Origin of the sequence: uncultured Actinomyces sp., assembly GCF_963526355.1 — a bacterium.
Taxonomy (GTDB): domain Bacteria; phylum Actinomycetota; class Actinomycetes; order Actinomycetales; family Actinomycetaceae; genus Actinomyces.
The window spans coordinates 113,319-126,923 of the sequence record NZ_CAUROW010000002.1 but is presented as its reverse complement, the minus strand read 5'-3'; the positions used below and the strand labels follow the sequence as shown (position 1 = coordinate 126,923).

Genomic DNA, 13,605 nt, shown 5'->3' with positions numbered 1-13,605 from the left:
GCAACCCCGACTCGGTGTTCGACGGCGACATCGACGGCTTCATCGACGCCGGCATTCGCTGGCGCAAGCAGCAGGAAACTGCCGAGGACTGATCGAGGCGCGTCCTGATGATCCCTGGGTGCTCCAAGGACTGATCCTGGCCTGCGGTCGATCTTCTCATTCTCGCATCTCACCGCCGTCATCAGCGGTTGTCGGCGTCGTCGGGTCGGACATGTTGACGCCCTCCATCTTCAGCAGCCGTTCCTTCCGGTCGACCCCGCCTGCGTAACCGCGCAGACTCCCGTTGCTTGCGACCACGCGGTGGCACGGCACGATGAGAGTGATCGGGTTGCGCCCGACCGCGCCTCCTACGGCCTGGGCGGACATCTGCTTCCGGCCGGTACGGCGGGCAACCTCAGCAGCGATGCGGGCATAGGTGCTGGTTGTGCCGAAGGGGATGGAGAGCATGATGGAGGTGACCATCTTCCTGAAGTCGGAGCCCTCGATCCTGATCGGTGGAGTGAAACCCGGGTCGGCGCCCTCGAAGTATGCGTCGAGCCACTGGACCGTCTGCGTGAAGACGGGCAGGTCGGGCTGGACTACCGCGTCGTCGGTGATCGTCGAGCGGTCGTACTTCTGGCCGTCGAACCACAGACCCGTGAGGTGATCGCCATCGCCGGCCATGGTCATTGTCCCCAAGGGTGACTCGTAGTGACTGAGATAGTGCATTGATTCCTTCCCCTCGTTCCTCTTTCCTACTCTATGGTGGCATGCTCGGGCACTGTTCTGCCTCTGACCGGCTCGCCCTGGCAGCGGTCCGAGAACATGCGGGTCATCAGTGGGGCGCCGCGAATCCGCGTGCACCGTCTCACCTCCGCCGTCGTCGCCATTGCTCCGGGGCTCCCTTAGGCTTGGCCACGGTGCGCACGGACGGGACCGGTCGGTCGCCGTCGTCGCGCAGAACCTTCGCTCACATCCTGACGAAAGGCGCAGACGAGCAGTGGCTGAGTACATCTACCAGATGATCAAGGCGCGCAAGGCCCACGGGGACAAGGTCATCCTCGACGACGTCACCATGGCCTTCCTCCCCGGAGCCAAGATCGGCATGGTCGGCCCTAACGGTGCCGGCAAGTCCTCCATCCTCAAGATCATGGCCGGCATCGACCAGCCCTCCAACGGCGAGGCCCGCCTGACCCCCGGCTACAGCGTCGGCATCCTCCTGCAGGAGCCCCCGCTCAACGAGGACAAGACGGTGCTCGGCAACGTCGAGGAGGGCGTTGCCGAGATCAAGTCCAAGCTGGACCGCTACAACGAGATCAGCGCCGCCATGGCGGACCCGGACGCCGACTTCGACGCCCTCATGGCGGAGATGGGCACCCTCCAGGACGCCCTGGATGCGGCGGGTGCCTGGGACCTCGACTCCCAGCTGGAGCAGGCCATGGATGCCCTGCGCTGCCCCCCGCCGGAGGCCGAGGTCAAGAACCTCTCCGGTGGTGAGCGCCGCCGCGTGGCCCTGTGCAAGCTGCTCCTCGAGGCCCCCGACCTCCTCCTCCTGGACGAGCCCACCAACCACCTCGACGCAGAGTCCGTCCTCTGGCTCGAGCAGCACTTGGCCAGCTACCAGGGTGCCGTCATCGCCGTCACCCACGACCGCTACTTCCTCGACCACGTCGCCCAGTGGATCGCCGAGGTCGACCGCGGCCACCTCTACCCCTACGAGGGCAACTACTCCACCTACCTGGAGACCAAGGAGAAGCGCCTCGAGGTCCAGGGCAAGAAGGACGCCAAGCTCGCCAAGCGCCTCAAGGAGGAGCTCGAGTGGGTGCGATCCTCCGCCAAGGGACGCCAGGCCAAGTCCAAGGCCCGTCTGGCCCGCTACGAGGAGATGGCCGCCGAGGCCGAGCGCACCCGCAAGCTCGACTTCGAGGAGATTCAGATCCCGCCGGGGCCACGCCTGGGCAATCAGGTCCTGGAGGCCACCAACCTCAACAAGGGCTTCGACGGGCGCACCCTCATCGACGGGCTCTCCTTCACCCTGCCGCGCAACGGCATCGTCGGGGTCGTCGGCCCCAACGGTGTTGGAAAGTCCACCCTGTTCAAGACCATCGTGGGCCTGGAGCCGCTTGACGGCGGAGACCTTAAGATCGGCCAGACCGTCAAGCTCTCCTACGTCGACCAGTCCCGAGCCGGCATCGACCCCAAGAAGACCCTCTGGGAGGTCGTCTCCGACGGGCTGGACTACATCCAGGTCGGCAATGTGGAGATGCCGTCGCGTGCCTACGTCGCCTCCTTCGGTTTCAAGGGGGCCGACCAGCAGAAACCGGCCGGCGTGCTCTCCGGCGGTGAGCGCAACCGCCTCAACCTGGCGTTGACCCTCAAGCAGGGCGGCAACCTCATCCTCCTGGACGAGCCCACCAACGACCTCGACGTCGAGACCCTGGGCTCCTTGGAGAACGCCCTGCTGGAGTTCCCCGGCTGCGCCGTGGTCATCACCCACGACCGCTGGTTCCTCGACCGCGTGGCCACCCACATCCTCGCCTGGGAGGGAACCGACGAGAACCCGGCCAGCTGGTACTGGTTCGAGGGCAACTTCGCCTCCTATGAGGAGAATAAGGTCGAGCGCCTGGGGCCCGAGGCGGCCCGGCCCCACCGGGTCACCTACCGGAAGCTGACCCGGGACTGAGTCCTGAGTGATCAAGCCTGGGCTCGATCAGTCATCTCACAAAGAAACGTCATTCTTTCGGTCGAACGGCCGAAAGAATGACGTTTCTGTAATGAATGGGCGGGAGTATTGAAAAACTGTTCTGACCTGTACTCATTCTTGTCAACGATGCAGCCGGGTCGACCTGCTGGGTACTGAATGGATAAGAAGACGACGATGAGTATGTATGGTCCCTGAGATATGGCGGGGAATCCTGTTGCAGGATGGATGAGGTGTCACGGATTTCCGGGTGTTGCGGTGACGGATCGATGCTTGTTCATGCCCGCCTCCGCTTCACTCCCACCGATATCGGCTCTCGCGGTCCGGGGGAAGCGAACCATCTGGCGTCATCTGATGACCTAGTACGTCATTGCGATCATCATGCTAGGGGTGGCGATTACCGGAGTCTCGAAGACATTCACCGAAAGCTCCTCCGTAGGTCTCCTGGTCTGTCCTACACCGCTTTTCGTTACGCCCAGAAGCTACGACATAGACCCTGGTGAGTCGTACGGGTGAACTCTTCCGACTCGGGCAATGTGAGCGATCGTCATCCTCGACCTGAATGACCGGCCCGCCTGCCTCACCGACAGTTTCCTGCTGGAAGCGGCAAGCCGGTCGCTGGTCCTGTTCGGTGATGTGGTGGCGTGGGGAGGGTGGAGGGTACCTGAAGCTGTGGTCCAGGGATATTGGCTCCGCAATTAGCATCCTGACCGGTAGGTTGTCAAGGGGGAGTGAGTCCTCTGGTGCAGTACTGTGGTCGTTCCTATGCTGATAGCACCGATCGCTTCCCAGTGGTCATTAAGGGTGTCGGGTGTTTCGGTCTTCTGGAAAGGAAAAGTATCATGACTGCGAAAGTCGCTCGTCGCATCGCGAGTGCTGGCTCACTTCTTATGCTCGCTGCTGGCGCACTCCTGATTCCGGCATCGACAGCAAGCGCTGCCGAGCGTGACGGCGTCTGTGATGTCGGTGAGGTGTGTTTCTACTACAACAGCAATCAGCAGGGGTCTGTCTCCGACTTCAGTGAGTCCTTGCCTGTCTACGGGGGTAGTCAGCCCAACTGCTATGAGTTCAAGGGGGCGGGAGACGGGCAGGGCCTGTGCGTCAAGAACAATGCCGCTTCCGTCTGGAACAGGACGAATAAGAATGTGACGGTCTACCTCAACTCGAACTACGACGATGGTGGTTCCGAGAAGGGGAGACAGGCCATCACTCCTGATGAGAAGGTTAATCTTCAGGACGGCCTCAAGAACGACAACGCCTCTCACCAGTTCAGTGAAGCTTTTAAGCAGTGCGTGAAGGGACTGTGCGCCGTGTAGCCGACATGAGAGGAACCGCCTCACGAATGGTGATGTCGACCGGATTGGTCGACATCACCATTTCTGTTCTCCGGTCTCAGACCAGCAGGTATGGTCAGTGCAGCCAATCGAGGCGGTGAAGCCATTCAGTGGCAGGTCGGCCGTTGGGGGATGGAAGTCAGCCGGGGATCGCGCCGTCGTCTCCCTCGGCCATGCGAATCCGCCAACGACCTGAACCGTCGTCGGACTCTGAGTCGATGGGCATACGGACCATGCCCTCCTGAGCGATGGTCGACACCAACCTGCCGGACGAGTCGAAGACCTGGGCCCGGGCCATCCCCCGGCCGCCCCGTGATGACGGCGAGTCCTGCACGTAGAGCAGCCAGTCACCCACATCCACATCACGGTGGAACCACTGGGCGTGGTCGAGAGTCGCCAGGCTCATACCCTTACTGCGCCAGGACAGCCCCTGGCTGCGCAGCACCGGTTCCAGCATCACCTGGTCACACACGTAGGCCAGCAGTGCCCGGTGCACGGTCTGTGAGGTCTGCTCAGGGATACGGCTGCGTGAACGCATCCACAGATGTTGGCGACCGGCTCGCTCCTTGGCAGGACGCAGATAGAGGTTGTCCTCCACGTGTCTGAGGTCGAATGCCGCGGTTCGCCCCAGGAAACGCGCCACCGGGTGGTCGATGGTGCGGAAGATCTCCAGAGCGCTCGTCAGGTCCTCAGGCCGTGGCACCGAGGGGGCCGTGACGTGGATGTCAGCCCCCTCCTGCTCCTCCTGGAAGGAGGTGAGCATCGTGAGGATCGACGTGCCTTCCTGGGACGCCGCGGTGCGCCGCTGGGAGAAGGATCGACCGTCGTGCAACCGCTCGACGGCAAAACTGATCGGCTTGTCCGGATGACCGCCCCGCATGAAGAAGGCGTGGACCGAGTGCGGCAGACGCGCCCCGTCGCCGTCGTCCTCGACCGTGGCGGCGGCGGCGAGTATTCCCTGGGCAACCACCTGGCCGCCGTAAACCCGACCCGAGAGCTGCGGCAGGGACCCACCGGTGAAGAGATCCTCCCCGTCTCCCGCCGCCAGGCCGAGGACCCGGGTCACTGAGCCGAGGGGCTCCTCCGTGGCGGCGGGGACGGGATAGGGGCTGGTCACAGACCGAGCTCCTCCAGGATCGGAAGCTTGGCGCGCACGGCGGCACGAGCGTCCTCGGCGGTGGCTGCGGCGATGGCGATGTTGGCCAGCTCCCGGCACTCGTCGAGGGTGACGGATTTCAGCACGGCGTCGACGTCCGGTAGCGCGCGTGCCGTCATCGACAGCGAGGCGACGCCCAGGCCCACGAGCACAGTGGCCAGCGCCGGATCCGCGGCGGCCTCGCCGCACACGCCCACCGGACGTCCCTTGGGGGAGGCTCCGTCGCAAGCAGTCCCGATCAGACGCAGAACGGCCGGTTGCCAGGCCGTGGACAGGTCCGCCAGAGAGGACAGCAGACGGTCGGCCGCCATGACGTACTGGGTGAGGTCGTTGGTACCCACAGAGGCGAAGTCCGCGTGCTCGAAGAGCTTGTCCGCCATGAGCGCGGCGGAGGGCACCTCGATCATCATGCCGGCAGTCTTCAGTCCGTAGGAACGGGCCTTGTCCGTGAACGCCTTGGCCTCGTCGGTCGTGGAGATCATCGGGGCCATGACCCACACCTTGGCCTCGGTGGCGGCCTCGGCCTTGGCCAGCGCCTCGAGCTGGTGCTCCAGGACCTCGGGGTCGCGGCGTGTCGTGCGGTAGGCGCGCACGCCGAGCGCCGGGTTGGCCTCGGTGGCGTCGGTGAGGAACGGCAGCGGCTTGTCGGCTCCTGCGTCGAGCGTGCGCACCACGACCTTCTTGCCGGGGAACGCCTCCAGGACTCCCTGATAGGCCTCCACCTGAGCCTCCACCGTGGGCTCCTCGGGCTGGTCGAGGAAGCAGAACTCGGTGCGGAACAGGCCGATTCCCATGGCTCCGGCCTCAGCGGCACTACGAGCGCCGGCAGCGTCGCCGACATTGGCCAGCAACTGGACCTCGTGACCGTCCTTGGTGGCCCCGTCGCCGTTGAAGACGCGCACGCGCGAGGCGAGCTCGCGGGCCCGGCGCAGGGCATCCTCGGAAGGATTGATGGTGATGGTTCCCTTGGTGCCGTCCACCAGGACGATGTCGCCTTCAGCCAGGGCGTCGGTGACTTCCTCGCTGGTGCCGACGATCGCCGGCATGCCCAGGGCTCGCGCCAGGATCGCGGTGTGGGAGGTGGGTCCGCCCTCGGAGGTGATGAAGGCGATGACCTTCTCGGGGTCCAGCAGTGCGGTGTCGGCCGGCGCCAGGTCTGCGGCCACGAGCACGAAGGGCTCGGGCAGACGGGGGATGCCCGGCATGGGGGACTCGGTCAGGACGGCGACGATACGGTCGCGCACATCCTGCACGTCTCGGGTGCGCTCGGCCATGTACCCGCCCAGGGACTCCAGCATGGCGGCCAATGTCCCCGCCGACTCCCACACGGCACGCTCGGGAACCAGGCGCTTCTCCCGCACCATGGCCTGCGCCGTCGATGTCAGGGTGGGGTCGGCCGCCATCTGCGCGGTGGTCTCCAGGAGAGTGCGAGCCTCGGCCTTGGCCTCGGCCGCGGACAGCTCCAGGCCCTTCTTGACCTGCTGGGCCGCCAGCGCGATGCGCTCGCACTCCTTCTCAATGTCGCGGCTGGCCTCGAGGGTGGCGATCTCGGGCTCGGGGATAGGGGGCGCCATCCTGGCGACGGGACCGGCCACGAGGCCGGGGCTTACACCGATGCCGGACAGGGTTGAGGAAGTGGTGTCGGACGCTGTCATGTGGTGCTCCTCATCGGAGACGAACAGGGGATCATCACTCATTGTGCCTTGGCTTCGGCCCGAACGAGAGGTTTCCGCCAGGGGAATAACGATCTCCGCCATGTCGCTGTCAAGGCGGCTCCTGCGTACCCGTAAGGTTACGTGAGGAATCATGTGCATGTGGGGGAGTGGCGGGCTCTGGAGAGGCCGACTCCGTCCGTCTGAAGCCCTCTCTCCACGATCGGCCCGCAGGTGGGATAAAGTGATCATGACCACGAAGGACCTCAGCCGCCCGATCGCGTGAAAGACGAGGCCCGCGTGAGGACGGGAACCGAGAAGGAGTAGCCATGAGTACTGCATCAGACATTGTCGCCGGTCTCGGCGGCCAGGAGAACATCACCGACCTCGAGCCATGCATCACGCGTCTGCGCGTGGAGGTGGTCGACCAGGCGAAGGTCGATGAGGAGGCGCTGCGGGCCGCCGGAGCCTTCGGCGTGGTGCGCTCCGGACGCGTCGTCCAGGTCGTCGTGGGCCCGACGGCGGATGCCCTCGCCTCGGAGATCGCCTCCTTGTGACTCGCCCTCGGCCGGCTGGCGGGGCTCCTGGCTCCAACATCTGCACTTTGAAAACAGGAGCCCTTCCAAATCCAGTGCAAAGACACCGGGATGGGACTCCGGCCGGCCTTTCAGGTGCTCGGCCGACTGTGCGCTCCCCGATGCAAGGGCTCGGTGCTTGCCGTCAAGGACGGCGGATTTCTGTTGGGGGCGGGTGTGAAGCAGTTGCAGCCAAACAACAGGCGACACGGTGCGGCAGGGTGCAAAACCCTGAGCGGCTAGGGCACACTTGGACACTGCCAGACCTGATTAGCGCCTGCGTTCCGTTTTGACCCCTCGGTCCCCCCTCGGGGCGACGGCGGAGCGCACCATGCTCCAAGGCGCTCCACCGCCCATCTGTATATCCAAGGCTGACCTACGCACATGAACGAGTTCAACGACGACCAGCTACCCGCTTCTGAGAGCCTTAAGCAACTTGCTGAGGCATATGGAGTCTCCACCGAGTATTGGGACTACCACGGCAACCTCGCCTCGCCTTCGAGTGCCACCCTCAAGGCGGTGCTCGCAGCGCTTGGTGTGAGGGCGCGCACCGATGAGGAGATTGAAAGCTCCCTGCGCGGGGTCGAGGACGCCCCTTGGCGTCAGACGCTCGCACCCACCGTCGTCATACGGGGCGGAGTGGAGTCGACAGTTCCCGTCTACGTGCCCGACGGCGCCAAGGTACGGGTGCGCGTCGAGCTCGAGGACGGTGCGGTTCGCGAGCTGACCCAGACCGAGGACTGGACCGTGCCCCGGGAGGTCGACGGGATCAAACGTGGTCGTGCCTCTTTCATCCTGGGAGCCGACCTGCCTCTGGGATGGCACCGGCTCGTCGCCGAAGTCAGTCCTGGCTCGGCATCCATGGGTCAGACGGCGATCCAGGGGGCGCACGCCGCCCCGCCGGCTGATGCTGAGACGGTGACGGTGACCTCGGCCCTCGCGGTCACTCCCAACCGCCTCGATCTGCCAGATTCCCTAGGGGAGCGGGGCTGGGGGATCATGACCCAGTTGTACTCGATCCGCTCACGAGGCTCTTGGGGAACCGGTGACACCGATGACCTCACCGAGCTCGCCTCTTTTTTGGGGGACCAGGGGGCCGACTTCCTGCTCATCAATCCGCTGCACGCAGCCGAGCCGGTGGCGCCAATGACGCCCTCGCCCTATCTGCCGGTGACGCGTCGTTTCGTCAACCCGCTCTACATCCGTCCGGAGAACATCCCTGAGGTCGCTCGTCTGTCCGGCCCCAAGCGGTCGCTGGTGCAGTGGGCCTTCGAAGAGGTCGAGGGCAGCGACTTGAGCGCCGAGCCGATCGATCGCGACGCGGTGTGGAAGGCCAAGCGCGAGGCTCTGGAGGTCATCTTCGCCGCCGGCCGGTCCTACTCTCGTCAGCGCGACTTCGAACGTTTCCGGGCCGAGCAGGGGGAGGGCCTGGAGCGATTCGCCCTGTGGTGCGCCCTGGTGGAGAAGCATGGCTCCTTGGAGACGTGGCCCACCACCTTGCGTGAAGCGAGCTCCGCATACGTGGCCAACGAGGCGAATCTGCTGGCTGAGCGCATCGACTTCTTCGCATGGCTGCAGTGGGTCGTCGACGAGCAGCTGGCCCGCGCCCAGGCCGAGGCCCTGGCCTCGGGAATGGCTCTGGGCATCATGGATGACCTCGCTGTGGGAGTGCACTCGCAGGGCGCCGACGTGTGGTCCAACCCGGAGGCCTTCGCCTCTGGCGTCACCGTGGGCGCCCCGCCGGACATGTACAACCAGCAGGGCCAGAACTGGTCCCAGCCTCCGTGGAACCCCGAGTACCTGGCTCGCAGTGCCTACGCCCCTCTGCGTGACATGGTGCGGACAGTACTGCGCCACGCCGGTGCGCTGCGCGTCGACCATGTCATCGGCCTGTTCCGCCTGTGGTGGATCCCCGAGGGCATGGGGGCGGACCACGGTGCCTACGTTCGCTACGATCACGAGGCCATGCTCGGCGTCGTCCTGCTGGAGGCATATCGGGCAGGCGCCGTCGTCATCGGTGAGGACCTGGGGACCGTGGAGCCCTGGGCCCGCGACTACCTGGCCAGTCGCGGCGTTCTGGGAACCAGTGTGCTGTGGTTCGAGAAGCAGCATGACGGCTGGCCCCTTCAACCTCAGGACTATCGCCACCTGGCCCTGTCGACGGTCAATACCCACGATCTTCCCCCGACCGCGGGCTATCTCGCCGACGAGCACGTCGAGCTGCGTGAACGTCTCGGCCTGCTCACCGAGCCGGTCGAGCAGGTGCGTACCGAAGCGCGTATCGAGCGGGACCGGATGATGTCTCGGCTGCACGAGCACGGTCTGCTGGGAGAGGCCCCCACCGAGCGTCAGGTGGTTGAGGCCCTGCACCGTTATGTGGTGCGTACGCCCTCGGTCCTGGTCGGTATCGCCCTGGTTGATGGAGTGGGGGAGCGACGTGCCCAGAACCAGCCCGGCACCGATCAGGAGTACCCCAACTGGAGAATCCCCCTGGCCGACGGTGCCGGTGAGGTCGTCTTCGTCGATGACTTGCCCGAGAACGCCCGCCTGGGGAGTCTGTTGGCGGTCGTCCGCAACGAGATGAGCATGCGCTAGCGCTCGGGAACGTTCAGCCCCGATCCTGTTCCGCGGGTGCCGCACAACCGATGAACAGATGTGGTCCCCACCGTCGATCGGACGACGCTGGGGACCACATGGCGGTGGTACGGCAGTGGGATACGACGGCCCTGAGCCCCGCTCCGGGAGGCCGGAGGAGCTCTGGAGGGGCCTTGCCTCACCCCCAGGTCATCAACTCGTCTCCGGCTGCGACATTCTGACCCGGCAGGGCCTTCTCCAGGGTCGCGTCGTCGCCCTCCAGAGCGATGACGGGAACGATCGGGTTGAGCCCGTCGGTCTCGAGACGGGCCGGTGACCAGGCGATGACGGCTTGGCCCGCGTGGACCGTCTCTCCCTCTCCGGCTATGAGGGTGAACCCTCTGCCCCCCAGACTCACGGTGTCCAGACCCAGGTGGACCAAGACACTGCGACCCTCGTCGGTGGTGATGACGTAGGCGTGGGGGTGAATCTTCGCGATGGTTCCGTTGACCGGTGCCAGGGCGGCGACATTGCCGTCAGCGGTGAGGTTGGGATTGATGGCCAGCCCCGGGCCGACGATCCGGCCGGAGAACACGGGGTCGGGAACGTCGTCGAGAGCAACGACGACGCCGGTCACCGGCGAGCAGATGGCCAGGCTCACCTGAGGTCCTCGATGTCCTCGGCGATCGTGTCCGCGTTGGGGCCGACCACGACCTGCACGATATCGCCGAGTTTGACGACCCCATGCGCGCCCGCGGCCTTGAGAGCTGATTCGTCCACGAGGGAGCCGTCTTCGAGTTCGCAGCGCAGGCGAGTGATACAGGGCTCGATCTCAACGATATTGTCGAACCCGCCGAGGGCGTCGACGATGGTTTGTGCCTGGGACATAGGTTCCTCCTGGGGTCGACCGGGCAGGTGCCTGGCTCTGGGTGGTGCGTGATGGTGCCGGAATGAATCACAAGTAGGCGGAGCGCGTGCTGTCGGGCACGGCTTCTTCGCCGGCACCAGACTAGTGGTCCATACCAGCGTACCATGGTGCCGGTCGCGAAGTGCTTGTCCAGCACTGAGTGGGGATCGTTCCTCAAGGTTGCGGGCGAGTGGGGCGGAAGGACGGCTTCGGCGCGGACACCGGAACCCACAGGGTGTAGCGATCGGCACGGAACAGGGTGCGTGAGTAGTCGATGGCGCAGTGCTCGTGGAAGGTGCGACGGGTGATGTTCAAGGTGGGAGCGCCCTCCTGGATGGACAGCAGCGCGGCCTCCTGAGCGCTGGCCGCGTGCGCCTCGATCATGTCCTCCCCCCACTCAGGGGCCAAGCCGGCTCGGGTCAGCTCGGCGTAGACCGAGAAGCTCGGCCTGCTGCGGAGAAGATCGGGCAGAAGCGCTGCGGGGATCCAATTCTCCTCAATGGCCATGGGGATCGCGTTGGCGGTCAGCAGGCGGCGCAGGTGATGTACCTCGGAGTCCGTTTCGAGTTCGAGTGCCTCCACCACGGTCTCATCGGCGGTAATGGTCTCTGCCTGCAGCATGACGACGCCGGGCTCCATTCCGCGGCGCCGCATCTCCTGGGTGAACGAGGTCAGCCGCACCTGGAGGTCGAGCTTCGGGGGCGCGACGAATGTCCCCTTGCCCTGGTGGCGTTCCAGGATGCCGTCGACGACGAGGGTGTCGATGGCCTGGCGCACGGTCATGCGGGAGACATCGAACTGCTCGCACAGCTCGCGCTCCGAGGGGACCGGGGTGCCGCTGGCGAGCCCGCTCTTGATGAGTTCCAGCAGGTGGTTGCGCACGACGATGTACTTCGCCGTTCTTTTGCCTGGGTTCTTGGGCATGGGGCTCCCCTGGTCGACAGTGAGTGGAGGTGATTGGAGCATGAACTGCACTGGTCGCGACCATCGTTTCCGCTCCTTCGCGTCCACGCGTCTCTCATTATGGCGGAAGTACGCGTTCGCTGCTTGACATCGAAGGGCCTATCGGCTTTTCTGGTGGCACTGGTCCAGACGTGTTCGGTGTCGAGCCGTCCAGACCACCACCGTCATGGTGACTATCCCTGAGGCGGCAGTGAAGCCGCTCGATCCCGAACTGGAGAACATCGTGTCAGACAAGAAGAAGACGGGCAGCGCCTTCGCGCTCGCTCAGCGGCTGGGGCGATCGCTGATGCTACCTATCGCCACTCTCCCTGCGGCGGGTCTGCTGCTGCGTCTGGGGCAGGCGGACATGCTGGGGGCCGATGGTCTGGCCAAGAACCTGTCCTGGCTGCAACCCGTCGCAGACATTTTCGCCGCGGCCGGCGGAGCGGTCTTCGACAACCTGCCCCTCATCTTCGCCGTCGGCGTCGCTGTGGGATTCGCTAAGAAGGCCGACGGCTCAACAGGAGTGGCCGGCCTGTTCGGCTTCCTCGTCTACCGCGCGGTCACCTGGGCCATGTCTCCCATCGTCATGGGCAAGCCCGCCCCTCTGACTCAGGATGCCCTCGACTGCCTGCACGCCTTCGACCCCGCAAAGGGGAAGATCACTCAGGTGGGTCCCTGGAACCAGGGCATCAAGATCTGCGACATCCCCACCCAGACACCCATCAACTACGGAGTCCTGGGTGGAATCGTCATCGGCGTCGTCGCTGCCCTGCTCTGGCAGCGGTATTACCGCGTCAAGCTGCCCGACTGGCTCGCCTTCTTCGGAGGACGCCGCTTTGTCCCGATCATCACCTCCGGTGCGGCGCTCATCATCGCCCTGGTCATGTCGGCGCTTTACCCGGCCTTCAACTGGCTCATCAACGAGCAGCTCGGCGGCTGGCTCATCAACGCCGGAAACTCCAAGGGCATCGCCGGAGCCCTGGCTGTCTTCGTCTTCGGCACGGTCAACCGACTGCTCATCCCCTTCGGCCTGCACCACCTGCTCAACTCCGTGCCCTGGTTCCAGCTCGGATCCTGCCAGACGGCCTCCGGAGGTACTGCACACGGCGACCTCACCTGTTTCTTCCAAGGGGTTGACGGCTCGAACTCGTGGACCGGGAGCTTCATGACCGGATTCTTCCCGATCATGATGTTCGCCCTTCCCGCCGCCGCGCTTGCCATTTGGCACACCGCCAAGACCGCCAAGCGCAAGGTGACCGGCGCCCTTATGATCTCGGTTGCCCTGACCGCCTTCATCACCGGAATCACCGAGCCCCTCGAGTACGCCTTCGCCTACGTGGCCTTCCCGATCTACGCCGTCCACGCGGTGCTGACCGGGTCCTCCCTGGCGATCGCCAACCTTCTGGGTGCGAAGGACGGCTTCTCCTTCTCCGCCGGGGCTATCGACTACCTGCTCAACTTCGGCAAGTCCTCCGAGCTCTCCGGCGGTGTGCTCCAAGGCCCGCTCATGATCGTCATCATGGGGCTGGTCTATGCCGTCATCTACTACTTCCTCTTCCGTTTCCTCATCACCAGGTTCGACTTCAAGACTCCGGGTCGTGAGGACGATGACGTCGACGCCTTCGCCGCCGCACAGGCGGCCGCCGCCAAGTCCACGGGCAAGAAGACCGAGGAGACGCGCCAGCGCTGAGCGGTTCTGACAACCATCACTCACCTGGCTGGGGCCGGGCACATCATGTGCCCGGCCCCAGCCAGTCCGTCTCTCGATCCCGCTTCGGGCGA

11 protein-coding genes are annotated in these 13,605 nt (G+C 65.1%); 5 read left to right on the top strand and 6 right to left on the bottom strand.

Annotated features, from left to right (window positions below; translation table 11 throughout):
* Positions 1-156: 156 nt before the first annotated feature.
* Positions 157-708 carry a methylated-DNA--[protein]-cysteine S-methyltransferase gene (locus tag RWR81_RS01690; RefSeq protein WP_314453473.1) on the bottom strand — a complete coding sequence of 184 codons (552 nt, stop codon included), beginning with the start codon at positions 706-708 and terminating at the stop codon, positions 157-159.
* Between the two features lie 271 nt (positions 709-979).
* Here RWR81_RS01690 and ettA point away from each other — a divergent pair, with 271 nt between their 5' ends.
* Together ettA and RWR81_RS01680 are read left to right on the top strand one after the other, a co-directional pair.
* Positions 980-2,662, top strand: a complete 1,683-nt coding sequence (gene ettA, locus RWR81_RS01685; RefSeq protein WP_314453470.1) for an energy-dependent translational throttle protein EttA — start codon at positions 980-982, stop codon at positions 2,660-2,662.
* Positions 2,663-3,522: 860 nt separating this feature from the next.
* Positions 3,523-3,996, top strand: a complete 474-nt coding sequence (locus RWR81_RS01680) for a peptidase inhibitor family I36 protein (protein ID WP_314453467.1) — start codon at positions 3,523-3,525, stop codon at positions 3,994-3,996.
* Between the two features lie 157 nt (positions 3,997-4,153).
* On the opposite strand, the gene RWR81_RS01675 is transcribed toward RWR81_RS01680, so the two are convergent.
* Together RWR81_RS01675 and ptsP are read right to left on the bottom strand one after the other, a co-directional pair.
* Positions 4,154-5,131 carry an acyl-CoA thioesterase domain-containing protein gene (locus tag RWR81_RS01675; RefSeq protein ID WP_314453465.1) on the bottom strand — a complete coding sequence of 326 codons (978 nt, stop codon included), beginning with the start codon at positions 5,129-5,131 and terminating at the stop codon, positions 4,154-4,156.
* A complete protein-coding gene (gene ptsP / locus RWR81_RS01670; RefSeq protein WP_314453489.1) occupies positions 5,128-6,825 on the bottom strand; it encodes a phosphoenolpyruvate--protein phosphotransferase in 1,698 nt (565 codons plus the stop codon). The genes RWR81_RS01675 and ptsP overlap by 4 nt, the downstream gene beginning before the upstream one ends.
* A gap of 326 nt (positions 6,826-7,151) precedes the next feature.
* Between ptsP and RWR81_RS01665 the strand changes: the two genes are divergently transcribed.
* On the top strand, positions 7,152-7,379 hold the full coding sequence (locus RWR81_RS01665; RefSeq protein ID WP_314453461.1) for a PTS glucose/sucrose transporter subunit IIB: 228 nt from the start codon (positions 7,152-7,154) through the stop codon (positions 7,377-7,379).
* A gap of 402 nt (positions 7,380-7,781) precedes the next feature.
* Positions 7,782-9,992, top strand: a complete 2,211-nt coding sequence (gene malQ, locus RWR81_RS01660; RefSeq protein ID WP_314453458.1) for a 4-alpha-glucanotransferase — start codon at positions 7,782-7,784, stop codon at positions 9,990-9,992.
* A gap of 178 nt (positions 9,993-10,170) precedes the next feature.
* Here malQ and RWR81_RS01655 read toward each other — a convergent pair whose 3' ends face one another.
* The 3 genes from RWR81_RS01655 to RWR81_RS01645 all read right to left on the bottom strand — a co-directional run bounded on the left by RWR81_RS01655 (position 10,171) and on the right by RWR81_RS01645 (position 11,802).
* Positions 10,171-10,632, bottom strand: coding sequence for a PTS glucose transporter subunit IIA (locus RWR81_RS01655; RefSeq protein WP_314453455.1), 462 nt, complete (start codon positions 10,630-10,632; stop codon positions 10,171-10,173).
* A complete protein-coding gene (locus RWR81_RS01650) occupies positions 10,629-10,859 on the bottom strand; it encodes a PTS glucose/sucrose transporter subunit IIB (RefSeq protein WP_314453452.1) in 231 nt (76 codons plus the stop codon). Before RWR81_RS01650 ends, RWR81_RS01655 begins: the two co-directional genes overlap by 4 nt.
* A gap of 193 nt (positions 10,860-11,052) precedes the next feature.
* Positions 11,053-11,802, bottom strand: a complete 750-nt coding sequence (locus RWR81_RS01645; protein WP_314453450.1) for a GntR family transcriptional regulator — start codon at positions 11,800-11,802, stop codon at positions 11,053-11,055.
* Positions 11,803-12,007: 205 nt separating this feature from the next.
* Here RWR81_RS01645 and RWR81_RS01640 point away from each other — a divergent pair, with 205 nt between their 5' ends.
* Complete coding sequence (locus tag RWR81_RS01640) at positions 12,008-13,513, top strand: PTS transporter subunit EIIC (RefSeq protein ID WP_314453447.1); 1,506 nt, start codon at positions 12,008-12,010, stop codon at positions 13,511-13,513.
* Positions 13,514-13,605: the final 92 nt, after the last annotated feature.

What these genes read in the sequence shown, in the direction of transcription:
- RWR81_RS01690 (WP_314453473.1), bottom strand. Translation starts at nt 708, where the DNA reads ATGCACTATCTCAGTCACTACGAGTCACCCTTGGGGACAATGACCATG.
- RWR81_RS01680 (WP_314453467.1), top strand. Translation starts at nt 3,523, where the DNA reads ATGACTGCGAAAGTCGCTCGTCGCATCGCGAGTGCTGGCTCACTTCTT.
- ptsP (WP_314453489.1), bottom strand. Translation starts at nt 6,825, where the DNA reads ATGACAGCGTCCGACACCACTTCCTCAACCCTGTCCGGCATCGGTGTA.
- RWR81_RS01665 (WP_314453461.1), top strand. Translation starts at nt 7,152, where the DNA reads ATGAGTACTGCATCAGACATTGTCGCCGGTCTCGGCGGCCAGGAGAAC.
- malQ (WP_314453458.1), top strand. Translation starts at nt 7,782, where the DNA reads ATGAACGAGTTCAACGACGACCAGCTACCCGCTTCTGAGAGCCTTAAG.
- RWR81_RS01650 (WP_314453452.1), bottom strand. Translation starts at nt 10,859, where the DNA reads ATGTCCCAGGCACAAACCATCGTCGACGCCCTCGGCGGGTTCGACAAT.
- RWR81_RS01645 (WP_314453450.1), bottom strand. Translation starts at nt 11,802, where the DNA reads ATGCCCAAGAACCCAGGCAAAAGAACGGCGAAGTACATCGTCGTGCGC.
- RWR81_RS01640 (WP_314453447.1), top strand. Translation starts at nt 12,008, where the DNA reads ATGGTGACTATCCCTGAGGCGGCAGTGAAGCCGCTCGATCCCGAACTG.